Origin of the sequence: Roseisolibacter agri, assembly GCF_030159095.1 — a bacterium.
Lineage (GTDB): Bacteria > Gemmatimonadota > Gemmatimonadetes > Gemmatimonadales > Gemmatimonadaceae > Roseisolibacter > Roseisolibacter agri.
The window spans coordinates 903784-926708 of record NZ_BRXS01000002.1 but is presented as its reverse complement, the minus strand read 5'-3'; the positions used below and the strand labels follow the sequence as shown (position 1 = coordinate 926708).

The 22925-nt window shown below is 73.6% G+C and carries 19 protein-coding genes; 12 read left to right on the top strand and 7 right to left on the bottom strand.

Annotation, left to right across the window (positions count from 1 at the left end; all coding sequences use genetic code 11):
• Positions 1 to 174 precede the first annotated feature (174 nt).
• Positions 175 to 384, top strand: coding sequence for a hypothetical protein (locus rosag_RS08710; RefSeq protein ID WP_284349694.1), 210 nt, complete (start codon positions 175 to 177; stop codon positions 382 to 384).
• Positions 385 to 749: 365 nt separating this feature from the next.
• On the opposite strand, the gene rosag_RS08705 is transcribed toward rosag_RS08710, so the two are convergent.
• The 3 genes from rosag_RS08705 to rosag_RS08695 all read right to left on the bottom strand — a co-directional run bounded on the left by rosag_RS08705 (position 750) and on the right by rosag_RS08695 (position 4218).
• On the bottom strand, positions 750 to 1691 hold the full coding sequence (locus rosag_RS08705) for a hypothetical protein (RefSeq protein ID WP_284349693.1): 942 nt from the start codon (positions 1689 to 1691) through the stop codon (positions 750 to 752).
• Positions 1692 to 1741: 50 nt separating this feature from the next.
• The gene (locus tag rosag_RS08700; protein ID WP_284349692.1) at positions 1742 to 2551 is read right to left on the bottom strand and encodes a DUF1206 domain-containing protein; all 810 of its coding nucleotides are present in this window, start codon (positions 2549 to 2551) and stop codon (positions 1742 to 1744) included.
• An 89-nt stretch (positions 2552 to 2640) separates the two neighbouring features.
• The gene (locus rosag_RS08695; RefSeq protein WP_284349691.1) at positions 2641 to 4218 is read right to left on the bottom strand and encodes a helicase HerA-like domain-containing protein; all 1578 of its coding nucleotides are present in this window, start codon (positions 4216 to 4218) and stop codon (positions 2641 to 2643) included.
• Between the two features lie 192 nt (positions 4219 to 4410).
• Here rosag_RS08695 and nhaA point away from each other — a divergent pair, with 192 nt between their 5' ends.
• Positions 4411 to 5886 (top strand): Na+/H+ antiporter NhaA, encoded by a 1476-nt coding sequence (gene nhaA, locus rosag_RS08690; protein WP_284349690.1) that lies wholly within the window; start codon positions 4411 to 4413, stop codon positions 5884 to 5886.
• On the opposite strand, the gene rosag_RS08685 is transcribed toward nhaA, so the two are convergent.
• Positions 5772 to 7382, bottom strand: a complete 1611-nt coding sequence (locus rosag_RS08685) for a sensor histidine kinase (RefSeq protein ID WP_284349689.1) — start codon at positions 7380 to 7382, stop codon at positions 5772 to 5774. The genes nhaA and rosag_RS08685 overlap by 115 nt on opposite strands.
• On the bottom strand, positions 7379 to 8128 hold the full coding sequence (locus tag rosag_RS08680) for a response regulator (protein WP_284349688.1): 750 nt from the start codon (positions 8126 to 8128) through the stop codon (positions 7379 to 7381). Before rosag_RS08680 ends, rosag_RS08685 begins: the two co-directional genes overlap by 4 nt.
• A gap of 170 nt (positions 8129 to 8298) precedes the next feature.
• Between rosag_RS08680 and rosag_RS08675 the strand changes: the two genes are divergently transcribed.
• The 8 genes from rosag_RS08675 (at position 8299) to rosag_RS08640 (ending at position 18007) form a co-directional block, all read left to right on the top strand.
• Complete coding sequence (locus rosag_RS08675; protein ID WP_284349687.1) at positions 8299 to 8742, top strand: hypothetical protein; 444 nt, start codon at positions 8299 to 8301, stop codon at positions 8740 to 8742.
• A 62-nt stretch (positions 8743 to 8804) separates the two neighbouring features.
• Positions 8805 to 10760 carry a potassium transporter Kup gene (locus rosag_RS08670; protein WP_284349686.1) on the top strand — a complete coding sequence of 652 codons (1956 nt, stop codon included), beginning with the start codon at positions 8805 to 8807 and terminating at the stop codon, positions 10758 to 10760.
• A 642-nt stretch (positions 10761 to 11402) separates the two neighbouring features.
• Positions 11403 to 13454: a Sec-dependent nitrous-oxide reductase gene (gene nosZ, locus rosag_RS08665; RefSeq protein ID WP_284349685.1), complete on the top strand. Its 2052-nt coding sequence runs from the start codon at positions 11403 to 11405 to the stop codon at positions 13452 to 13454.
• Positions 13455 to 13553: 99 nt separating this feature from the next.
• Positions 13554 to 14582: a hypothetical protein gene (locus rosag_RS08660; RefSeq protein ID WP_284349684.1), complete on the top strand. Its 1029-nt coding sequence runs from the start codon at positions 13554 to 13556 to the stop codon at positions 14580 to 14582.
• A complete protein-coding gene (locus rosag_RS08655) occupies positions 14572 to 15849 on the top strand; it encodes a nitrous oxide reductase family maturation protein NosD (protein ID WP_284349683.1) in 1278 nt (425 codons plus the stop codon). The genes rosag_RS08660 and rosag_RS08655 overlap by 11 nt, the downstream gene beginning before the upstream one ends.
• A 12-nt stretch (positions 15850 to 15861) precedes the next feature.
• Entirely contained in the window at positions 15862 to 16617 is a 756-nt protein-coding gene (locus rosag_RS08650) for an ABC transporter ATP-binding protein (RefSeq protein WP_284349682.1), read from the top strand.
• On the top strand, positions 16614 to 17402 hold the full coding sequence (locus rosag_RS08645; RefSeq protein ID WP_284349680.1) for an ABC transporter permease subunit: 789 nt from the start codon (positions 16614 to 16616) through the stop codon (positions 17400 to 17402). Before rosag_RS08650 ends, rosag_RS08645 begins: the two co-directional genes overlap by 4 nt.
• A gap of 143 nt (positions 17403 to 17545) precedes the next feature.
• A complete protein-coding gene (locus rosag_RS08640) occupies positions 17546 to 18007 on the top strand; it encodes a plastocyanin/azurin family copper-binding protein (protein WP_284349679.1) in 462 nt (153 codons plus the stop codon).
• Positions 18008 to 18313: 306 nt separating this feature from the next.
• Here the strand turns inward: rosag_RS08640 and rosag_RS08635 are convergent, their stop codons facing one another.
• Positions 18314 to 18802 (bottom strand): YbhB/YbcL family Raf kinase inhibitor-like protein, encoded by a 489-nt coding sequence (locus rosag_RS08635; protein ID WP_284349678.1) that lies wholly within the window; start codon positions 18800 to 18802, stop codon positions 18314 to 18316.
• A gap of 190 nt (positions 18803 to 18992) precedes the next feature.
• Here rosag_RS08635 and rosag_RS08630 point away from each other — a divergent pair, with 190 nt between their 5' ends.
• Complete coding sequence (locus rosag_RS08630) at positions 18993 to 20663, top strand: ATP-binding protein (RefSeq protein WP_284349677.1); 1671 nt, start codon at positions 18993 to 18995, stop codon at positions 20661 to 20663.
• A 54-nt stretch (positions 20664 to 20717) separates the two neighbouring features.
• Positions 20718 to 21977 carry an MFS transporter gene (locus rosag_RS08625; protein WP_284349676.1) on the top strand — a complete coding sequence of 420 codons (1260 nt, stop codon included), beginning with the start codon at positions 20718 to 20720 and terminating at the stop codon, positions 21975 to 21977.
• Here the strand turns inward: rosag_RS08625 and rosag_RS08620 are convergent.
• Entirely contained in the window at positions 21974 to 22858 is an 885-nt protein-coding gene (locus rosag_RS08620; RefSeq protein ID WP_284349675.1) for a GGDEF domain-containing protein, read from the bottom strand. The two genes, rosag_RS08625 and rosag_RS08620, sit on opposite strands and share 4 nt — an antisense overlap.
• Between the last annotated feature and the right edge of the window lie 67 nt (positions 22859 to 22925).

Below are 22925 nucleotides of genomic sequence, written 5' to 3'. Positions count from 1 at the left end.
CAACAACGGCGCGAGCACTGCCCATGCCGCGTCGGTCAGTTCGTGTCGGCGGCCAACCCCATGCGCACCTCCAGCCAGCGTCCCTCGAAGCTATGAACCGCTGGCTGGATTGTCAGACACGACCTAGGCCATCCGGAGCTCGACCACGACCACATCGCCAGCGTCGCGCCGGGTGTGCCGGGCTACAACGGCACGTGGGACGTGTGGCTCGTCGTGCCGGGCCCGAACTTCGATCCCGCGACCTACGTGGCCCCACGCAGCGTGGAGTCGATGATGCAGCTGATCGAAGCGGGCGTGCTCGCGGGTCCGCTGAGCTTCTCGGCGGCCCGCTTCGGGGCGGACCTCGTGATGCGCGCGCCGTTGGTCTGCACCGGCCGCCCGTAGACCACAGCGGTCCGTGCGCACGCATGCGCGCGAGACCCGTTGCCTTTGGGAGGGATGCGGATCCTCCGGATGACGCGGATGCTCCGGATCCTCCCGTGTGGCGGCGATGCTCCGTGTGCTTCGAGGAGCGATCCGAATGATCCGCCGCATCCGGAGCATCCGCATCCTCCCCAATGGCCCAACAGGTCCCGCGCGCCGGACCCGAACGACAACGGCAGCAAGGATGGAAATCTGAGAAGGTCTGATAACGACGGATGGCTCCGTGCAGGTGCGAGGTACGTCGCGTCACGCGGAGCCATCCGTCGGAATCGGATCTTGTCCGATCTTATCCTTGCTGCTGTCGCCGTTCGGGTCCGGCGCTCGGATCAGAACGCGATCGCGACCGACACGCCCGCGCCCGCGTCGCGGCCCGCCGGCAGCAGCGGCGTGACGACCGTGCGCTGCGCCAGCGACGCCTCGCGCGCCCGCGCGTCCGCGAGGTCGTGGCGATGCCGCACCATGCCGCGCGTCGCGATGAACAGGCTCGCCGCGCCGGCGGCCGCGTTGGCGACGCCCATCGCCGGCGGCACGTCGGGCATCCCGAGGCTCGCCGCGCCCATGCCGAGCGCGGCGGCACCCGCGGCGGCGCCGAGCGCGCTGCGCACGCGGCCCGTGCCACGGGCGTTGGAGCGCGCGTTCCACACCGTCATCCCGAGCGCGCTGCCGACGGCGAGCACCGAGCCGGCCGTGTACACCGGGCGGCGCGTCGCCACCGCGGCCGGCGACTCGTCCCACCCCTCGACGTACGGCACCTGGATGCGCGCCGCCTCGGCCAGCGTGAGCCCGTTCGCGTCGAGCCACGCGGTGAACGCGGTGTCGCCGGCCAGCGCCGCGATCCACACGTTGTTGTCGGTGCGCGCGACGCGGTCCACGATGTCGCGCCGTCCGCTCGCGGCCAGCAGGTGCGCGACCGCGCACAGCGTGCCCGTGCCGCGGTCCACGAAGTACGGGACGGCCTGGCCCGGGAAGTCGTAGTTGTGCGGGAACTCGCCGCGGTCGCGGTACGCGCGCAGCGTCGCCAGCGCCGCCGCTCGCCGGCCGCGCTGCGCGGGCGTGAGCGCCGACAGGTCGCGCGCCGGAAGCTCCGTCAGCACGCTGTCGAAGTGGGCGCGGATGCGCGCGACCTCCACGGCCCGCGCGGCCGCGCGCGACTCGGCGACGTCGGTGTCGGACGGCCGGGCCGCGCGCGAGGTGGCGACGGTGCCCACGAGGAACGTGAGCGCGAGTCCAGCGGCGATTCCAGCGGCGAGGACGACGGGTGTGCGCATGCGGACCTCGTGCGACGAGGGAGGCGGGTGACGTGCGCGGACCCCCTGCCCTACCCGTGCGTCGCGCCCGCCGTCACCGCCACCTGGTCCGCCGCCTCGGTGGGCGCGCCGAGCCGCACGCGCCGCCAGCGCGCCTTGGCCAGCTGGTAGACGCCGTACGCGACGCAGCCCAGCGCCACCAGCCCCACGACCACCGGCCCCGCCGGCGCGTCGGCCAGCGTGTCGAGGGCGTCGCCCAGCCCGCCCACGCGCCGCGGCTCGCCCGTGGCCGCGGCGCGCATCAGGAGCGCCCCGCAGAGCGTGAACAGCACCGCGCGCGCGGCCAATCCCATGCGCGCCAGCCACACCACCGCGCGCACGACCGCAGGCGAGACCTTCCGCCGCTCCAGCTGGGCGGTCACCGGGAGCGCGATCGACTTGTAGGCGAGGTAGCCGCCCGCGCACGCGACGACGAGCCCCGCGACCGCCATCAGCGTGCGGCCGCCGGACAGCGCGAGCAGGCGCGCGGCCCACTGCTCGCTGGCCGAGCCGGTGTCCGCGGTGGGATCGGCGAGCAGGCGCACCGCGAGCGCCGAGAGCCCCGCGTACACGAGCCCCGCGATCGCGTCGGCGGCGCGCACGATCGCGCCGCGCGCGCCGGTCGTGCCCTCGGGCGCGCGCACCGCGGCGACGAAGGAGAGCGTCGAGTAGCCGACGAGTCCCACGGTCAGCGCGGCGATCAGCACGCGCCCCATCGGGAGCTGCGTGAGCAGCCGGATCGCGTCGGACGACCCGCGCGCGCGCTCCGCGAGCCCCACCGCGACGAACAGCCCCGTGCCGCCCACCAGCAGGTAGACGACGCCGCGCGCGACGTAGCCCACGCGCGTGAGCCACTCCAGCCACGTGGGGTGGCGCGCCGCGGTCTCGCGGACGCGCCGCCCCAGGCGCCGCCGGCCGCCGCGCCGTGTGCTCAGCGGCGCCGCCGGCGCGTGGTGCCGCCGAGCAGCGCGCCCATCAGGCCACGCGTGATCGCGCCGGCGACGGTGCGCGTGACCGGCGACTTGAGGATCTGCTCGAACGTGCTGGGCGGCTCCTTCGCCGCGCGGCTGCGCGACGCGGGTGCACGCTCCTGCACGCGCGCCGGCGCCGCCACCTCCGCGTCCTCCATCTCCGCGCGCTCCGCCTCCGCGGTCGCGGCGGCCTTCGCGGCCGCCCGCTCGGTCAGCATCTCGCGCGCGCTCTCGCGATCGACGGCCGTCGCGTACTCCTTCACCTGCGCCGAATTCGCGAGCCGCTGCTGCAGCTCCGCGTCGGTGAGGGGGCCCATGCGCGACGCGGGCGGCACCATGCGCGACACGAATGGCGGCGTGGGCGCGCCGGTGGGGCTCAGGACCGTCACCAGCGCCTCGCCGATGCCGAGCGTCGTCAGCGTCTCCTCGACGTCGTAGAACGTCGTCTTGGGGAAGGTGCGTGCGGCGGCGCGCAGCGCCTTCTCGTCGTCGGGCGTGAAGGCGCGCAGCGCGTGCTGCACGCGGTTGCCCAGCTGGCCCAGGATGTCGGCGGGGATGTCCTTCGGGCTCTGCGTGATGAAGAAGACGCCCACGCCCTTGGAGCGCACGAGGCGCACGACGCGCTCGATCTGCTCCTCGAAGTCCTTGCTCGCCCCCTCGAACAGCAGGTGCGCCTCGTCGAAGAAGAAGACGAGCTTCGGCTTCTCCAGGTCGCCCGCCTCGGGGAGGTTGTTGTAGAGGCGCGCCAGCATCCACATCATGAACGTGGAGAAGAGCGCCGGCTTGTCCTGCGTGTCCTTCAGCTCCAGCACGGAGATGAGGCCGCGCCCGTCGCGCTCGACCTGCAGCAGGTCGTTGAGGTCGAACTCCGGCTCGCCGAAGAACTTCCCCGCGCCCTGCTGCTCCAGCTCCACCATCTCGCGCAGCAGCACGCCGACGGTCTGCTTCGACATCCCGCCGTACTCCGCGAGCTCCGACGCGCCGTCGCCCGCGAGGTGCTGCAGCACGGCGCGCAGGTCGCTCAGGTCGAGCAGCAGGAGCCCCTTGTCGTCGCAGTACTTGAACACCAGCGCGAGCACGCTGGTCTGCGTCTCGTTGAGGCCGAGGACCTTGGCGAGCAGCAGCGGCCCGAAGCTCGACACCGTGGCGCGCAGCTGCGCGCCGTGGGCGCCGGTGAGGCTCAGGAACTCGACCGGGAACGCGGTCGGGTGCCACTGGTACCCGGTCTCGCTGGCGCGCTGCGTGACGCGCGGGCCCGTCTCGCCGGGCGCGGCGACGCCGGACATGTCGCCCTTCACGTCGGCCAGGAACACGGGCACGCCCGCGGCCGAGAGCTGCTCGGCGATCAGCTGCAGCGTCTTGGTCTTGCCGGTGCCGGTGGCGCCCGCGATCAGGCCGTGGCGGTTCATCATCGCCAGTGGCACGGTGATCAGCGGCTCGGGATGCGCCTCGCCGCCGTGCACGCACGCGCCGAGCACGATGCCGTTGCCGCCCGCCCTGAACGCGGCACGCGCCGCCTCGACGACCTTCTGATCCATGACCGTCACGCCTCCCCCGGGGTCCGATGCGCGGCCGCCCTGGCCGCGACGGCATCGTACGCGGCGGGCGGCCGTCCCGCCACCGGACGACGCCGCCGCCGCGTGTCGTGGCGCACCCCTTGTGCGCGGTCCGCGCCCTGGCCACCCATCCCGTCGGCCCTGCGCCGCCCTCCGTCTCACGACCCGTCCGCCGTGCCCGCTCTCGCACCCGATCTCCCGCCGCCGCTCGTCGAGCGCGTGCTCGCGCCCTTCCGACAGTTCGCGCGGCTGCAGTCGGCCAGCGGCGTCGTGCTGCTCGCGGCCGCGGTGGTGGCGATCGCGTGGGCGAACTCGCCGTGGGCCGCCGCCTACCACCACCTGTGGGAGACGCCGCTGGCGCTCACCATCGGCGCGACGGAGTGGCGCGCGACGCTCCACTACCTCGTGAACGACGGCCTGATGGCCGTGTTCTTCTTCGTGGTGGGGCTCGAGATCAAGCGCGAGGTGCTGGCCGGCGAGCTGTCGTCGGCGCGCGGCGCGGCGCTGCCGCTCGTCGCGGCGCTCGGCGGGATGGTCGTGCCGGCGGCGATCTACGCGCTGCTCAACGCGGGCGGCCCGGGCGCGCCCGGCTGGGGCATCCCGATGGCCACCGACATCGCGTTCGCGCTCGGCGTGCTCGCGCTGCTCGGGGACCGCGTGCCGGTGGGGCTCAAGGTGTTCCTGGCGGCGCTCGCGATCGCGGACGACATCGGCGCGGTGCTGGTGATCGCGATCTTCTACTCGGGCAGCGTGAACGTCGGCGCGCTGGGCATGTCGGCGGTGCTGCTGCTGCTCGCCGCGGGCGCCAACCGCGCCGGCGTGCGCCGCCCGTGGGCCTACGGCGCGATCGGGCTCGCGCTGTGGGCCGCGGTCCTCGTCTCCGGCGTGCACGCCACCGTCGCTGGCGTGCTGCTCGCGTTCACCATCCCGGTGCGCACACGCATCCACGAGTGGCAGTTCCTGGCGGGCGCGCGCCGCGCGCTCGAGGAGTTCGACGCGGCCGCACACGTGACCGAGAGCGACCCCGGCGTCACGGTCCTCTCCAACAGCGAGCATCACCGCACGGTGGAGGAGCTGGAGACGCTGTGCGAGCAGGTGCAGCCGCCGCTCATCCGGCTGGAGCACGCGCTGCACGGCATCGTCTCGTTCGGGATCATGCCGCTGTTCGCGCTCGCCAACGCGGGCGTGACGCTGGATCTGGGCGCGCTGCGCGCGGGCGCGGCCACCGCGGTGACGATGGGCGCCGCGCTCGGGCTGCTGGTCGGCAAGCCGGTCGGCATCTTCCTCTTCTCGTGGCTGGCCGTGCGCCTGGGCGTCGGCGCGCTGCCGCGCGGCGCCACCTGGCGCGCGCTCGCCGGCATCGGGATCCTCGGCGGCATCGGCTTCACGATGGCGCTGTTCGTCGCCGGCCTGGCGTTCCCGCCCGGCACCGCCGACGGGCAGCTGCTGCTCGACGCGGCGAAGATCGGCGTGCTCGCGGCGTCGACCGTCACGGGCGTGGTGGGCTGGCTCTACCTCCGCGCCGCGACCGCGCGTCAGCCCGCCGATGCGGGCTCGCCGTCGTCGCTGTCGTCGTCCTCCGGCAGCACGGCGTCGGTGGCCGGCAGCGCGAACACGAACGCCGAGCCGCCGCCGGTGCGCGGCTCGTAGCGCACGGTGCCCTGCTGCGCCGCGGCCAGCCCGCGCGCGATCGAGAGGCCGAGCCCCGTGCCGCGCACGTCGGGCGGCGTGCCGGGCGGCCGGTAGAACGGCTCGAAGATGCGCTCGCGCTCCGACTCCGGCACGCCGGGCCCCTCGTCGAGCACTGCCAGCACGAGCCACGCGCCGTCGCGCCGCGCGCGCACCGTCACCGGCGTGTCGGCCGGCGCGTACTTGGCCGCGTTCTCCAGCAGGTTCACGAGCACGCGCAGCGCCTGCGTGAAGTCGAAGCGTCCCGCCAGCAGCTCGTCGGGCGGCAGGTCCACCACGACCGCGCGCTCGCCGAGCGCGCCCGCGGCCCGCTGCAGCGCCGCGCCCACCAGCTCGTCGGCCGTGTTCACCGCGACGTTCGGCGACACGGCGCCCGCCTGGATGCGCGACAGGTCCAGCAGGTCGCCCACGAGCGCGTTCAGCCGATCCGCCTCGGCCTCGATGATCGCGGCCCGCGCGGGGCTCGCGCCGGTCGCCACCTCGTGCGCGATCCCCTTGATGGTCGTCAGCGGCGTGCGCAGGTCGTGCGACACCGCCATCAGCAGCGCGCTGCGCAGCGACTCCACGCGCCGCTCCGCCTCCGCGCGCTCGGCCGTCTCCACGAGGCGCACGCGCTCGACGCCCAGCGCGGCGTAGTACGCGAGCGCGACGAGCAGGCGCGCCGCCTCGGCGGAGAGCGACACGCCGGCCGACGACGCGATGCGCAGCACGCCCACCGTCTGCTCGCGCACCACGAGCGGCAGCAGCAGGGCGCGGACGTCGCCGGTGTCGGGAGGTCGTGCGCCACGCCAGCCGGGCAGCGACTCGGGGCCGTGCACCACGTAGTCGACGCCCGCCGTCGTCGCGGCGGGGCCGCCGCCGCCCGGCGCCATGCGCACCGTGCCGTCCGACAGCTCGGCGGCGCTGCGGCCGTGCCGCACCACCCAACCCACCAGGCCACCGGTCGGCCCCTCGTCCACCTGGCCGCGCCGGAACACCTCGCACGCGTCGACGCCGACCGTCGTGCGGATGACGGCGACGATCGCCCGCAGCGCCGCGTCGGCATCGGGGGCGCTCAGCGTCTCGGCGCCGAGCGTGGCGAGGCGGTCCACCTCCGCGGCGCGGCGCAGCGCGGCGTCCGCGGTGGCGTTCGCGCGGTACAGCAGCTGCGCGGCGACGATGCTCGTCACCAGGAACGCCAGCAGCACCAGCCAGTCCAGCGGATCGGCGATGACGGGCGTGTGGTACGGCGGCAGGAAGAAGAGGTTGAACGCGACGAACGCCGCCGCCGCGACGGTCAGCCCGAGCGCTCGCCCTGCCGCCGCGCTGGCGCCGAGCACCACGAGCAGGAAGCCGAGCGCGACGTGCGCCTTGTCGAGGCGGTCGCGCACGGACAGCATGCCGACGGTGAGCGCGGCCAGCACGGCCAGCCACGCGAGCCACTGCCGGAGCGTGCCTCCCGCCGGGGTGCGGCTCACGCGGGCATCGTCCCGTCGGGCTCGAAGCGGTAGCCGACGCCCGGCTCCGTCTGGATGAAGCGCGGGCGCACCGGGTCGCCCTCGATCTTGCGCCGCAGGTGGCCCACGTAGACGCGCAGGTACTGCTGCGCGTCGCCGCCGGCGTTGCCCCACACGGCGTGGAAGAGCTGGCGGTGCGTGAGCGTCTGGCGCGGATGGCCGACGAGCGTGCGGAGCAGCGCCCACTCGGTGGGCGTGAGGTGCAGCAGCGCGCCGCCGCGCTCGACTCGCCGGCGCTGCAGGTCCACGGCGACGTCGCCGAACGTCACCACCGCCGCCTCCTCACGGTGGTCGGCGCGCGCGCGGCGGAGCTGCGTGCGCACCCGCGCGAGCAGCTCCACGGTGCTGAACGGCTTGGTCATGTAGTCGTCCGCGCCGGCATCGAGCAGCGCGGCCTTCTCGGTGTCCGCGTGCCGAGCAGACAGCACGATGATCGGCACCGCGGACCAGCGCCGGATCTCGCGGCAGACGTCGATCCCGTTCATGTCGGGGAGCCCGAGGTCGAGGATCACGAGCCCCGGCGCCTCGGCCGCCACGAGGTCCACGCCCGCGCGCCCCGTTCCCGACTCGAGCACGCGCACCGCGAGGCCGTCCTCCTCGGGCGCGCCGGGGACGACGAGCGGCGCGGCGGTCAACGCGTTGCCGACGACGCGTCGGATCTGCGGCTCGTCGTCGATGACGAGCGCCAGGAGGGTGCCGGCGAGCACGAGGTGTTGGCGGACGGGACGGGACGCGCGGACTCCAGCAATCTGCGCCGTCGCGGGCGCGCGCGGAGGATGCGGCGCGGTCTTTCATGACCTTTTTATGCGCACGGCCGCCGGCCTTCACGCGCTCTTGATGCCGGTGCCGGTACACTGGTCGGCATCGGAGGTCTCCCGTGACGACAGCCAGCAACGCCCGCCCCACCCACACCCGTTCCCACGCGTTCCGCTGGGAGCTGGCGAGCAGCGACGCGACCGCCGCGGCGCGCTGCGCGACGTTCCTCGACCGGCTGGAGCGCCTGTCGCACGACGAGTGGCTGGCGATCGGCCGGCGCGCCGCGACGCCCGCGCGCGACGCCACCGATGCCGCCGACGCGCTCGACGCGGCCGTCGCCGCGCACCGACTCGGCGTCACGGCGTGGCTGGTGCGCGACGTGGTGCACACGGCCGCGCACCTCGCCAGCGGCGCGCGATCGGGTGACGGATCGGGTGGCGCGACGTGGGTCGCCGCGCGCGACGCGGCCGTGCGGGCGGCGCTCGCGCAGCTCGTCCGTGCCCGCCTCGCTCGCGCGCAACACGCGGCGCTGCTGGCGCCGTTCACGCGTCTCACGCGGGCATAAAGAAGTCACAAAAGCTGCGCGCGACGCGCGTGAGGCTGCCCGGGCCGGGCTAGCTTTCTCGTATGAGTGCCACACCGGTCCCGGTCGCCGCCGACCCCGCGACGGGCCACGCCGAGGGCCACGCCGAGGGCCATGCGGCCGCCCACCACGCGCCGCACGACCGGCGCTACCTGCTGCTCCTGTCGCTCGCCGCGCTCGGCATCGTCTACGGCGACATCGGCACGAGCCCGCTGTACTCGATCAAGGAGTCGTTCCTCCCGGCGCACGGCGTGCCGCCCACGCGCGACAACGTGCTCGGCGTGCTGTCGCTGGTGATCTGGTCGCTGATCCTCGTCATCTCGATCAAGTACATCGTCTTCATCCTGCGCGCGGACAACCGCGGCGAGGGCGGCATCCTCGTCCTCACGTCGCTCGTCACGCCCGCGCACGCGCTGCGGCGCGGCCGGTGGGGGCTCATCATCCTCGGCCTCTTCGGCACCGCGCTGCTCTACGGCGACGGGATGATCACGCCGGCGATCTCCGTGCTGAGCGCGGTCGAGGGGCTCGAGATCCTGACGCCCGCGCTCTCGCCGTACGTCGTGCCCATCACGGTCGCCATCATCGCCACGCTCTTCTTCTTCCAGAGCCACGGCACGTCGGCGGTGGGGCGCATCTTCGGCCCGGTGATGGTGCTCTGGTTCGGGACGATCGCCGCGCTCGGCGTGGCGCACATCGTGGCCGAGCCGCACGTGTTCGCGGCCGTGGTGCCGACGCACGCGCTGCGCTTCTTCCTCGACAACGGCTGGCACGGCTTCGTCGTGCTGGGATCCGTGTTCCTCGTCGTCACGGGCGGCGAGGCGCTCTACGCGGACATGGGGCACTTCGGTCGGCGCCCCATCCAGCTCGCGTGGTTCGGGCTCGTGCTGCCGGCGCTGCTGCTCAACTACCTGGGCCAGGGGGCGCTGCTGATCCGCGACCCGGCGGCAGTGGCGAACCCGTTCTACCGCATGGTGCCCGGATGGGCGCTGCTGCCGGTGGTGATCGTGGCGACGCTGGCGACGGTGATCGCGTCGCAGGCGCTGATCTCGGGCGCGTTCTCGCTCACGCTGCAGGCGGTGCAGCTGGGCTACAGCCCGCGCGTGCAGATCGAGCACACCTCGGCGCGCGAGATGGGGCAGATCTACATCCCGTCGGTGAACTGGGCGCTGATGGCGTCGTGCATCGCGCTGGTGCTGGGCTTCCGCACGTCGACCAACCTCGCCGCGGCGTACGGCGTCGCGGTGACGACGACGATGGCGATCACGACGCTCCTGTTCTACTTCGTCGCGCGCGAGCGGTGGCACTGGAGCATCCTGAAGGCCGGCGCGGTGGCGGGCTTCTTCCTCGTCATCGACCTCGCGTTCTGGGGCGCCAACCTCCTCAAGATCCCGCACGGCGGCTGGGTGCCGCTGGTGATCGGCGCGGTGGTGTTCACGCTGCTCTCGACGTGGAAGAAGGGGCGCGTCGTGCTGGCCTCGCGCATGGCCGACCGGACGCTCCCGCGCGAGGCGTTCCTCGAGAGCCTGCTGGCGCATCCGCCGCACCGCGTGCCGGGCACCGCGGTCTTCATGTACGGCAGCTCGACCGGCACGCCGCCGGCGCTGCTGCACAACCTGAAGCACAACCGCGTGCTGCATCAGCGCGTGGTGTTCCTCACCATCCGCACCGAGGGCGTGCCGCACGTGCCGCCCGAGGAGCGCGCGCGCGTGACGGAGATCGGGCACGGGCTGTGGGAAGTCGTGCTGCGCTACGGCTTCATGGAGGACGCGGACGTGCCCGAGGCGCTGCAGGCGCTCGGCCACCCGGAGCTGCCCTTCAAGCCGCTGGAGACGACCTACTTCCTGGGCCGCGAGACGCTGATCGCGACGAAGCGGCCGGGGATGGCGCTGTGGCGCGAGCGGCTGTTCGCGCTCATGTCGCGCAACGCGCGGCCGGCGACGACCTTCTTCCGCCTGCCGCCGAACCGCGTCGTGGAGCTGGGGGCACAGGTCGAGCTGTGAGACGCCGTTTGCAGGGATGAGAATCCGGTAGGATCTGATGACGACGGATGGCTCCGTGTGGCGGCGAGGGATCTCGCACCCCATGGAGCCATCCGTCCTTATCAGACCCTATCCGATCTTCATCCTTGCAATGCCGTTCGCCGTTCAGGGTCCGGCGCGCCCGAGCCCTCGGGCCTTTGGGAGGGATACGGATGCTCCGGATGTCGCGGATGCTCCGGATCGCTCCGCGTCGTGCATGGGACGTCGCGCCTCGAGGAGCGATCCGCATGATCCGTATCATCCGGAGCATCCGTATCCTCACCAACGGGCAGAGCGGTCCGGCACGCCGATCGTAGGTCACGACACGCGGGGCGCGGCGCACTGACGCCTCGCCCCGTCGTGCTTTCCCCGACGGCGATTCCCCCACGCGCGACCCGGACAACCCGCACGCCGGATCGGGACGACGGCCGACGGGCGCGATTCCGGATATCCGCATGATTGACGGAGCGATCGCCGCCCGAGCTCCAGGCGGTCGCTCGCGACACGCGGACCCGCACCGGGCCGGCCGTGCCGCGGACCACGGCGGGCCGCGCGTGGAGGGCGCGCGCCTCACCTCCCCTTCCCTCCGTCCACGCGCACGGCGCGTCGGGAGTGACTGTCCCCATGACCTCCACGGTCCGCAAGCTCCTCACCGGCGGCATCGCCGCCACCGCGGGAGCCACGCTGCTGTTCGCCTGCCAGGCCACGGCGACGAAGGGCGGCCCCAACCTCGTGACGGGCGACGCCGCCTCGCGCGTGTACGTCGCGCCCGGCCAGCACGACGAGTACTACTCGTTCCTCTCCGGCGGCTTCAGTGGCCAGGTCGCCGTCTACGCGCTGCCGTCCGGCCGCCTGATCAAGCACATCCCGGTCTTCTCGCAGCACGCCGAGAACGGCTACGGCTACAGCGAGGAGACCAAGGCGATGCTGCAGACGTCGTACGGCTTCGTGCCGTGGGACGACTCGCACCACCCGGAGCTGTCGCAGACGGCGGGCGAGGTGAACGGCAAGTGGCTGTTCATCAACGCCAACAACACGCCGCGGGTGGCGCGCATCGACCTCACGCAGTTCGAGACGAGCGAGATCCTCGAGCTCCCCAACTCGGCCGGCGGGCACGCCTCGCCGTTCACGACGCCCGACGGGCGCTACGTCGTCAGTGCCACGCGCTTCAGCGTGCCGCTCGGCAGCAATGCCGACGTCTCGATCGACAGCTACAAGGAGAACTTCAAGGGCACGCTGTCGTTCATCACGGCCGACCAGCCCGGGAAGATGGACGTCGCGTTCCAGATCCTGATGCCCGGCTACAACTACGACCTCGGGCACGCGGGCAAGGGACCGTCGGAGGGGTGGTTCTTCTTCACCTCGTACAACTCGGAGCAGGCCTACACGAAGCTCGAGACCAACGCCTCGCAGGCCGACAAGGACTACATCGCCGCCGTGAACTACCGGAAGGCGGAGGCGTGCGTCGCCGAAGGCAAGGCGCAGCCGACGGCGGTCACGTACTACCACAACTTCATGGACGAGAAGTCGCGCGTCGCGACGTCCGAGAAGAAGACGTCGGTGCGGCTGCTCGACCCGAAGGCGTGCCCGGGGATGGTCTACTACCTCCCGACGCCCAAGTCGCCCCACGGCGTCGACGTCGACCCGACGGGCGAATACATCGTCGCCGGCGGCAAGCTCGCGACCGTGATCCCGGTCCACTCGGCGAAGAAGCTCCTGGCGGCGATCGAGGCGAGGGCGTTCGAGAAGGAGATCGACGGCATCCCCGTGCTGAAGTACGACGCGATCCTCGCCGGCGAGGTGCAGAAGCCGGGCCTCGGCCCGCTGCACACCGAGTTCGACGGCCGCGGCAACGCGTACACGTCGCACTTCATCTCGTCCGAGGTCGTGAAGTGGAAGCTCGGGACCTGGGAGGTGCTCGACCGCATCCCGGTCTACTACTCGGTCGGCCACATCATGATCCCGGGGGGCGACAGCCGGAAGCCGTTCGGCAAGTACCTGGTGGCGATGAACAAGATCACCAAGGACCGCTACCTGCCCACCGGTGCCGAGCTGGCGCAGTCCGCGCAGCTGATCGACATCAGCGGCGACAAGATGAAGCTCCTGCTCGACTTCCCGACCATCGGCGAGCCGCACTACGCGCAGGCGCTGCCGGCGAGCCTGATCAAGGACAAGCAGGTCAAGTTCTTCAAGCTCTCCGAGAGCACGCACCCGCACGGCATCAAGGGCGAGCCCGAGGCCGCGATCGAGCGCACGGGGAAGACGGTGCACGTGAAGATGGCCGCCATCCGCAGCCACTTCGCGCCCGACAACATCGAGGGGATCCAGCTCGGCGACACGGTGATGTTCCACGTCACCAACGTCGAGCAGGACTGGGACATCCTGCACGGCTTCGCGGTGCTCGGCGCCAACAACGCGGAGCTGATCCTGCAGCCGGGCGAGACGCGCACGCTCAAGTGGGTGCCGCAGCGCACGGGCATCTACCCCTTCTACTGCACCGACTTCTGCTCGGCGCTGCACCAGGAGATGTCGGGCTACGTCCGCGTCTCGCCCGCGGGGTCCAACGTGCCGCTGATCGCGAACGTGTCGAAGAAGGCGCAGACGCAGCTCTCGCGCGCGGGCAAGTACGAGAAGCCGGCGGCGGGGCAGCACGCGAACCACAAGGCGAACGACTGACGGCTGCGTGCATCGTGCTGCGTGCTGCGTGAGGGGCGTCCCGAGGCAGTGCACGCAGCACGCAGCACGAAGCACGCAGCTCCCATCAGGAATCACTCAATGTCTAGCCGACTCCCCCTCGTCTCTCGCGTGCTGACCGCGCTCGCGGCCGTGCTCCTCCTGGGCACGTTCGCCTTCCCGCTCTGGCGCATCGAGCTGGAGGCGCCGCAGTACCCCGAGGGGATCGGGATGCTGATCCGGATCCACACGGTCGACGGCATCAAGCCGAACGACCTGCAGAACATCAACGGGCTCAATCACTACATCGGCATGAAGGCCATCGAGCCCGACGCGATCCCCGAGCTGCGCTTCATGCCGTGGATCGTGGGCGGGCTGGTGGCCGCGGGGCTGGCCGCCGCGCTGGTGGGACGGCGCGGCGCGCTGGTCGCGTGGCTCGGCGCGCTCGGCGTGGCGGGCATCGCGGGGCTCGTGGACTTCTGGAAGTGGGGCTACGACTACGGCCACGATCTCGACCCGCACGCCATCATCCGCATCCCGGACATGGCGTACCAGCCGCCGCTCATCGGCAGCAAGCAGCTGCTGAACTTCACGGCGCACTCGTGGCCCGACCTCGGCGGCGTGCTCGCGGGGCTGGCGTGCGCGCTCGCGGTGGTTGCGCTGGTCGTCGCGTGGCGCCGGGAGCGCCGCGTCGCGGTGGCGACGGTCGCCGGCGTGCTCGCCCTCGCCGGCTGCGCCCCGGCGGTGCCGCGCGCCATCGCCTACGGCCGCGAGGCGTGCGCCGAGTGCCGCATGGTGGCGGGCGATCCACGCTTCGGCGCGGAGCTGGTGACGGCGAAGGGGAAGCTCTACGTGTTCGACTCGATCGAGTGCCTGGCGGCGTACACGCTCGCGAGGGGCGGCGACGCGCGCGGGCGGTGGGTCACGGACTACGAGCACCCCGGCACGCTGGTGCCGGTGGACAGCGCGCGCTTCCGCCGGCTCGCCGGTCCCGCGGGCAGCCCGATGGGCAGGGGGCTGGCCGCCACGCGACGCGGCGTGAATCGCGCGGCGGAGGAGATGGCGTGGTCTGACGTCCTCGCGCTGCTGCGCGACGAGGGGCTCGCGGGCGGGGCGTCGCATGCGCATTGAGGCGCTGCTCCTGGCGTTCGCCGTCGCGCAGCCCGCGCTCGCGCAGCCGGCGAACGCGCAGCCCGCGACCGTCGTCGTCTCGCCCGACGGCCCGGTGCGCACGATCGCGGAAGGGGTGCGGCGCGCCGCGCCGGGCGGCCGCGTGCTCGTGCGGCGCGGCACCTACCGCGAGCCGACCGTGGTCGTCGACCGCCCCCTGACGCTCGAGGGCGAGGGCTGGCCGACGCTCGACGGCGAGGGGGCGCGCGAGCTGCTGCGCGTGACCGCCGACCGCGTGACCGTGCGCGGCCTGCGCTTCGCCAACGTCGGGCGCAGCTACACCGAGGACCGCGCCGCGCTGCGTGTCGTGCGGGCGTCCGGCTGCAACATCGCCGGCAACCGCTTCGACGACGCGTTCTACGGCGTCTACCTCGCCGAGGTGACCGACTGCCGCGTGACGGGCAACCGGCTCGTGGCGCACGCCACCAGCGAGGCCGCCAGCGGCAACGGCATCCACCTCTGGAGCTCGCGCGACGTGCTGGTGGCCGACAACGACGTCCGCGGCCACCGCGACGGGATCTACTTCGAGTTCGTGCGCCACGGCCGGGTGGAGCGCAACGTCAGCGCGGGCAACCTGCGCTACGGGCTGCACTTCATGTACTCCGACTCGTCGCGCTACCTGGCCAACACCTTCCGCGCCAACGGCGCCGGCGTGGCGGTGATGTACACGCGGCAGGTCGAGATGCGCGGCAACCGCTTCGAGGCCGCGCGCGGCGCGTCCGCCTACGGGCTGCTGCTGAAGGAGATCGGCGACCCGGTGCTGGCGGACAACGCGTTCAGCGACAACACCGTCGCGCTGATGGCCGACGGCGCCACGCGCCTGGTGGTCGAGGGCAACCGGTTCGCGCGCAACGGCTGGGCCGTGCAGCTGCAGGCGAACACGCAGGACGCGCGCTTCGCCGGCAACGACTTCCTCGCCAACACCTTCGACGTCGCGACCAACGCCCGCGACGCCGGCGCCACGTTCGCCGCCAACTACTACGACGGCTACCGCGGCTACGACCTCGATCGCGACGGGCGCGGCGACGTGCCGCACCGGCCCGTGCGCCTCTTCTCCCTCCTCGTCGCGAACCACGAGCCGTCGCTCGTGCTCCTGCGCAGCTTCTTCGTCGACCTGATGGACGCGGCCGAGCGGGTGATCCCCGCGCTCACGCCCGAGACGATCGCCGACGCGCGCCCGGCCATGCGGCCGCACGGCGCTGGCCCCAGAGGCGCGCTCGCGCGCTGACCCCACGCTCCCATGCTCGAGATCCGGAACCTCACCAAGCGCTTCGGCCGGCTCGACGTCCTCAAGGGCGTGGACCTCGCCGTGCGGCCCGGCCGCGTGACGGCGATCCTCGGCCCCAACGGCGCCGGGAAGACGACGCTCATCAAGTCGATCCTCGGCCTCACGCGCCCCGACGGCGGCCAGGTGCTGCTCGGCGGCGAGACCGTCGTGGGCGCCGGCGCACGCGGCGACGCGTACCGCGCGCGCATCGGCTACATGGCGCAGATCGCGCGCTACCCCGAGAACCTGAGCGCGGCGGAGCTGATCGCGATGCTCGTGGAGCTGCGGCGCACCGCCGGCGCGGACGTGGCGCACGACGTCGCGCGCGACGAGAGCCTGATCGAGCGCTTCGCGCTCGCGCCGCACCTCGACAAGCCGATGCGCGCGCTCTCGGGCGGCACGCGGCAGAAGGTCAACGCGGTGCTCGCGTTCCTCTTCCGCCCCGAGCTGCTGATCCTCGACGAGCCGACCGCGGGCCTCGACCCGGTCGCCAGCAGCGCGCTGAAGGACCGCATCCTCGCCGCGCGCGACGAGGGACGCACGCTGGTGCTCACGTCGCACGTCATGAGCGAGCTGCAGGAGCTGGCCGACGACGTGGCGTTCCTGGCCGACGGGCGCGTGCGCTTCGCCGGCCCGGTCGAGGAGCTGCTGCGCGCCACGCGCCAGCCGACGCTGGAGCGCGCGATCGCCCACCTGCTCCGCCCCAGCCTCGAGGTGCTGGCCGCATGACCGCCCACGCCGCGCGCGTCGCGCGCTACCAGGTCAGCAACGTCCTCCGCAGCCGGTGGCTGCTGGCGTACGCGCTCTTCTTCGCGGTCGTCACCGACGCGCTGGTGCGCTTCGGCGGCGGTGACGCGCGCGCGATGCTCAGCCTCGTCAGCGTCAGCCTGCTGGTGGTGCCGCTGGCGAGCCTCGTCTGCGGCACGACCTACCTGTACGACGCGCGCGACTTCACCGAGGTGCTGCTCGCGCAGCCGGTGGGGCGCGGGCAGCTGTTCGCGGGGCTGTACGCCGGCCTGGCGCTGCCGCTGGCGCTGGCGTTCGTCGCGGGCGCGGGCCTCCCCTTCCTGGTCCATGGCGTGCCCGAGGGCCAGCGCGCGACGCTCGCGACGCTGCTGGCGTGCGGGGCGGCGCTGACCCTGGCCTTCGTCGCGCTCGCGTTCCTGGTCGCGCTGCGCGCGGACGACCGGGTGCGCGGCCTCGGCGCGGCCATCGGCCTCTGGCTCGCGCTCGCGCTGCTGTACGACGGCGCCGTGCTGCTGCTGGTCGCGCTGCTCGCCGACTATCCGCTGGAGCGTCCGCTGCTCGGCCTCATGCTCGCGAATCCGGTGGACCTCGCGCGCGTGCTGCTCCTGCTGCGGCTGGACGGCGCGGCGCTGCTGGGCTACACGGGCGCCGTGTTCGCGCGCTTCTTCGGCGGCGGCGGCGCGCTGGTGGCCGCCGCGATGCTGGGCGCGTGGATCGCGGTGCCCGTGCTGCTCGGCGTGCGCGCGTTCCGGCGCCGCGACTTCTGACGCCGCGGGCGCGTGTGAGGGAATCCCAGCGCGCGCTCAGGCTTCCCCCGACGGTGGATTCCCTCACGCGTCGCGAACGTTCCACGTGCGACCCGGCCGCGCGGGACCGCGCGGCCCTTCCCAGACGTCCAATCCCTTCCGCAATGCGCACCAACGCCCGTCTCGGCACCGCGCTCGCCGCCGTCCTCGTCCTCGCTGCCTGCGGTGGCGCGAAGGATTCCTCCGCGAGCGCGGAGAGCGCACCGTCCGGCGCGCAGGCGTCGCCGGCGCCGGCCGGCGGCCCGCAGACGCCCGACGCGGGCGGCAAGGTCGTCACCGTCGAGATGCTGACCGACGAGCAGGGGAACAACGTCTTCCGCCCCGCGGAGGTGACCGCGAGCAAGGGCGACGTGGTGCGCTACACGCTCGTCTCGGGCGTGCACAACGTGCACTTCGTGGCCGACTCCAACGCCGCCGCGCAGGGCCTGCCGTCGGCGCCGAGCGACATGCTGCAGCTGCCGGGGCAGACGTACGACGTGAAGGTCGTGTCCGCGCCGGGCCGCTACTTCTTCCAGTGCGACCCGCACGCGCTGCTCGGGATGGTGGGGCACCTCGTCGTGCAGTGAACGGCGCACTGCTCGACAGGATGACTGGATGACGAGGAGGCTCCGCGGTGCGCGATGTTCGAAGCACCGGTACGGAGCCTCCTCGTCATCCTGTCATCGTGTCTAGCGCCGTTCGCCGTTCAGGGTCCAGCGCGCCGGACCCGCTGCCTTTGGGGAGGACGCGGATGCTCCGGATCGAGCGGATGCTCCGGATCGCTCCGCGTGGCGGCGACGTCCCATGGACCGAGAGGAGCGATCCGATTGATCCGCCGCATCCGGAGCATCCGCATCCTCTCCAATAGGCCAGGCGGCCCGGCGCGACGATCGTCAGCGCGCGCCCGCCGGCCGCTCGTAGGTCGCCATCAGCTCCGCCGTCTCCAGCACGTGGCCCTGCATCGCCGCCTCCACCTCGCGGCGCCCCGCCGACGGCCCGAGGTCGTCGAGCGCCACGTCGAGGGCGTGCAGGCGGAAGAAGTAGCGGTGCCGGCCGATGGGCGGGCACGGGCCGCCCCATGCGGTGCGCCCGAAGTCGTTGCGGGCCTCGCGCGCGCCGTCGGGGAGGCCGCCCGGGCTCGCGCCCTCGTCCAGGCGGCGCACGTCGGGCGCGAGGCCGTAGACGATCCAGTGCACCCACACGCGCTGCGGCGCGCGCGGGTCGGGCGCGTCGGGATCGTCGACGATCAGCACCAGGCTGCGCGTGTCGCGCGGCGCCTGCTCCCACGCGAGCGGCGGTGACACGTCCTCGCCGTCGCAGGTGTGGCGGCGCGGCACCTCGCCGTGGTGCTCGAACGCCGGTGAGCGCAGGGTGAGTGGCATCGCGGGCTCCTCCCGGGTGGATGGCGCGGGACGTCAGCCGGTGGCGTGCAGACGATGTTCCAGCGTGCGTCCGGCGAGGCCATGCGTGCGGGGCGCGGCGGCTGGCACGTCGGTCGCAGGAGGCCCTGCACACCGGTCGCCGACGGGCGACGTCGGCCAGGGTTCCCCTCGCCCCCTGCTCTCGCCACCGATGCCCGACCCGCGCCCGCCGCTCGACCCGTCCGACGGCGGCGTGCCGACCGCGCGCTCCGTGGCCGCCTCCGTGGCCGTCGCGCCCGAGCACTCGCGCGCGATCCTCGACGTCGCCTTCGCGACCAGCCAGGACGCGATCATCATCTTCCGCGCGCGGGACGAGCTCATCGTCGACGTCAACGAGGCGTGGACGCGCACGACCGGCCACGCGCGCGAGGACGTCGTCGGCCGCAGCCAGCGCACGCTCTCGATCTGGCGCGACCCCAGCGACTCGGCGCGACTCGCGCAGCACATGGCGGAGCGCGGCAGCGTGGACGGCTTCGAGTTCGCGTTCACACGTCACCTGCCCGACGGCGGCACCGCGCTCGGCTACGCGGTGCTGACGGCGCAGCCGGTCGTGCTGGACGGCGAGGTCTACGTCGTGGGCGTGGGCCGCGACGTCACGGTCGAGCGGCGCGAGCGCGAGGCGCGCGAGCGCACGCGGCGGCTGGAGGAGCTGGGGCACCTCGCCGGCGGCGTGGCGCACGACTTCAACAATCTGCTGACGGTCATCACGTCGTACGCGGAGCTGCTGCAGGCCGACGCGGCCGCCGGCGCCGCGAACCCCGACGACGCGGCCGAGATCCGCCGTGCGGCATCCGCCGCGGCCGCGCTCGCGCGCCGGCTGGTCGCGTTCAGCCGCCACCAGCCCGTGGTGCCGCGCCGCATCGACCTCGGCGCCACCGTGCGCGACGCGCAGCGGCTGCTGGAGCCGATCGTCGGCGAGCGCGCGGAGCTGACGCTCGACGTCGCGCCGGGGCTGCCGAGCGTGCTCGCCGATCCGGGGCAGATCGAGCAGGTGCTGCTGAACCTCGTGGTGAACGCGCGCGACGCGCTGGCGGCCGACGACCGCGACGCACGCATCGTCGTGCGCACGGGGCGTCGCGACGTGGACGCCGCCGACGTCCGCCGCGTGCTCGGCGCCGAGGGCGCGCCGGGGCGCTACGTGACGCTGGCGGTGGAGGACAGCGGCGTCGGCATCGACGAGGCGACGCTGGCGCGCATCTTCGAGCCGTTCTTCACGACCAAGGCGCCCGACCAGGGGACGGGCCTCGGGCTCGCGGTGGTGCACGGCATCGTGCGGCAGGCGGGCGGCGTGGTGGTCGCCGAGAGCGTGCCGGGGCGCGGCACGACGGTCACGACCTACTGGCCCGAGGCGGGCGCCGCGCCCGAGCCGCAGGCCGAGCGGGCGCCCGCGCCGCGGGCCGGCGCACGGGCCGCGCGCGTGCTGCTGGTGGAGGACCAGGGCCCGGTGCGCGCGGTCGCGGCGCGCGTGCTCACGCGTGCGGGCTACGTCGTCGTCGAGGCGCGCGACGGCCGCGAGGCGCTGGAGCTGGTGGCGCGCACGCACGAGCCGTTCGACCTCGTGCTCTCCGACGCGGTGATGCCGCACATGGGCGGGCGCGAGGTGGCCGAGCAGCTGGCCACGCGCGCGCCGGGGCTGCGGGTGCTGCTGATGTCGGGCTACCTGGACAGCAGCGAGGCGCTCGCGCGGCTGCCGAACCTGGTGCCCCACCTCGTGCCGAAGCCGTTCGCGGCGGCGGAGCTGGTGGACGCGGTGCGCGCGGCGCTGGCGGGCGAGTCGCCGGCGGACTCCGACGTCGGCGACGGCGCGGCGTCGGGGGTGTAGCGGACGTCCGGCGGTCATCCCGCGCGCGTGGCCCGCGCGCTAGCTTCCGCCGCCATGCGCGCCGCGCCGCTGGCTGCATCGCCCAGTGCATCTCCCGTCGCGTCACCGGACGACACGCACCCGCTGCGCTGGCGCACGCTGGCGTTGCTCGCGGTGGCCGAGCTGCTCGGCATGTCGCTCTGGTTCGCGGCGAGCGCGGTGTCGCCGCAGTACCGCGCGCTGTGGGCGCTCTCCGCCGACCAGGCGGGCTGGCTGACGACCGTCGTCAACCTCGGCTTCGTGCTCGGCACCGCGCTCTCGGCGCTGCTCAACCTCGCGGACGTCGTGCCCGCGCGGCGGCTGTTCGCGCTGTCGGCGGTCGCGGGTGCGGCGGTGAACGCGCTCGTGCTGACGGCCGACGGCTATGGCGCGGCGCTGTTCTGGCGGCTGCTCACGGGCGTCTGCCTGGCCGGCGTCTATCCGCCCGCGATGAAGATGATCGCGACCTGGTTCCGCGCGCGGCGCGGGCTCGCGGTGGGCACCATCGTCGGCGCGCTGACGGTGGGCAAGGCGACGCCGTACCTGGTGCACGCGATCCCGGGGGCCGGCATCGCGCCCGTCGCGCTCACCGCGTCGCTCGGCGCGCTGCTGGCGGCGTCACTGGTGTGGTTCGGCTATCGCGACGGCCCGTACCCGTTCCCGCCGCGCCCGTTCGAGTGGGGGCTCGTGGGACGCATCGTGCGCGAGCCGCGGTGGCGGCTCTCGACCGGCGGCTATCTCGGACACATGTGGGAGCTGTACGCCGCGTGGACGTGGCTCCCCGTGTTCCTCGCCGCCAGCATCGCGGCGCGCGACCCGAGCGCCGGCGCGCGCGGCGAGTCCATCGCGTCGGCCATCGCGTTCGCGGCGCTCGCCGTCGGCGGCATCGGCTGCGTGTGGGGCGGCCTCGCCGCGGACCGGCGCGGACGCGCGTGGCTCGTCACGCTCGCGATGGCGATGAGCGGTGCGTGCGCGCTCGGCATCGGGCTCGCGTTCGGGCGCCCGCTCTGGCTCGTCGTGCCCATCGCGCTGGCGTGGGGCTTCTTCGTCATCGCCGACAGCGCACAGTTCTCGGTGCTCGTCACCGAGAGCGTGCCGCCCGACGCGGTGGGCACCGCGCTGACGCTGCAGACGTCGATCGGCTTCCTGCTGACGAGCGTCACGATCCAGCTGGTGCCGCGGCTGGCCGAGCGGATCGGATGGGCGTGGGCGTTCCCGGTGCTGGCGGTCGGGCCGGCGCTCGGCATCGCGAGCATCCGGCGGCTGGTCGCGCGCACGCGGCGCGCCGCCAGCTAGGACGACGTCACGACCGGCACCAGCGCGACGTGCACGCGGCCCTTGCCGCTGCGCTTCACGCCGTACATCAACGTGTCCGCCGCGGTCAGCGCGGCCTCCGCGCTCTGCGGCCGTTCGGCGAAGACCGCGACGCCGATGCTCGCCCCGACGTTCCATCCGCGTTCCACGGCGCGCGTACGCAGCGCATCGAGCACGCGCTCGCAGACGGCGCGCGCCTCGGCCTCGCTCGCGCCGCGCAGCCAGAGGGAGAACTCGTCGCCTCCGAGCCGCGCGACCACGTCGCCCGCGCGCACCGCGGATCGCAGCACCTCGGCGGCGAGTCGGAGCACCGCATCGCCCTCGTCGTGGCCGCGGGTGTCGTTGACCGCCTTGAACCCGTCCAGATCGATGTAGGCCAGCGCGCCTGCCGATGTCGCGCCTCGGGATCGCCGGTCGCCGCGCAGCACGGCGGACAGGGCGTCGCCGAACGCCCGGCGGTTCAGCAGCCCCGTGAGGCCATCCTCGTTCGCGCGCCGCCGCTCGGACGCCAGTGCCGCGCGGAGCCGCAGCAGGCCGTACGTGACCAGGGAGAACTGGAGCACGGAGCCCAGCACGCTGCCCCACAGCACGACCTTCCAGTGGCCGGTCGCGTCGACGGGCCAGTCGAGCCGCTCACTCGCGGCGAACACGCGGATGGAGCCCGCGTACAACGCCAGCGTCCACGCGGCCCGAGGTCCCAGGCGCCACCCCACGAGCGCGAGCGGCCCGAGATAGAGGAGGTCGCGCGCGACGGCCGGCGGGAGGCGCGTGTCGAGCCACCCGACGGCGCACAGCGACCAGATCCCGCCGACGAACCACGCGATCTCCACGCCATTCATGTCCTGCGTGCGACGCCAGGTCACATAGCGACGCCAGAGACGGAGGATCGCGGGAATGGGGCTGCGGACTAGATCGGGAGACGACATGCCG

What these genes read in the sequence shown, in the direction of transcription:
- rosag_RS08705 (WP_284349693.1), bottom strand. Translation starts at nt 1,691, where the DNA reads ATGCGCACACCCGTCGTCCTCGCCGCTGGAATCGCCGCTGGACTCGCG.
- rosag_RS08640 (WP_284349679.1), top strand. Translation starts at nt 17,546, where the DNA reads ATGCGCACCAACGCCCGTCTCGGCACCGCGCTCGCCGCCGTCCTCGTC.
- rosag_RS08695 (WP_284349691.1), bottom strand. Translation starts at nt 4,218, where the DNA reads ATGGATCAGAAGGTCGTCGAGGCGGCGCGTGCCGCGTTCAGGGCGGGC.
- rosag_RS08660 (WP_284349684.1), top strand. Translation starts at nt 13,554, where the DNA reads ATGTCTAGCCGACTCCCCCTCGTCTCTCGCGTGCTGACCGCGCTCGCG.
- rosag_RS08630 (WP_284349677.1), top strand. Translation starts at nt 18,993, where the DNA reads ATGCCCGACCCGCGCCCGCCGCTCGACCCGTCCGACGGCGGCGTGCCG.
- rosag_RS08625 (WP_284349676.1), top strand. Translation starts at nt 20,718, where the DNA reads ATGCGCGCCGCGCCGCTGGCTGCATCGCCCAGTGCATCTCCCGTCGCG.
- rosag_RS08655 (WP_284349683.1), top strand. Translation starts at nt 14,572, where the DNA reads ATGCGCATTGAGGCGCTGCTCCTGGCGTTCGCCGTCGCGCAGCCCGCG.
- nosZ (WP_284349685.1), top strand. Translation starts at nt 11,403, where the DNA reads ATGACCTCCACGGTCCGCAAGCTCCTCACCGGCGGCATCGCCGCCACC.
- rosag_RS08635 (WP_284349678.1), bottom strand. Translation starts at nt 18,802, where the DNA reads ATGCCACTCACCCTGCGCTCACCGGCGTTCGAGCACCACGGCGAGGTG.
- rosag_RS08645 (WP_284349680.1), top strand. Translation starts at nt 16,614, where the DNA reads ATGACCGCCCACGCCGCGCGCGTCGCGCGCTACCAGGTCAGCAACGTC.
- rosag_RS08670 (WP_284349686.1), top strand. Translation starts at nt 8,805, where the DNA reads ATGAGTGCCACACCGGTCCCGGTCGCCGCCGACCCCGCGACGGGCCAC.
- rosag_RS08650 (WP_284349682.1), top strand. Translation starts at nt 15,862, where the DNA reads ATGCTCGAGATCCGGAACCTCACCAAGCGCTTCGGCCGGCTCGACGTC.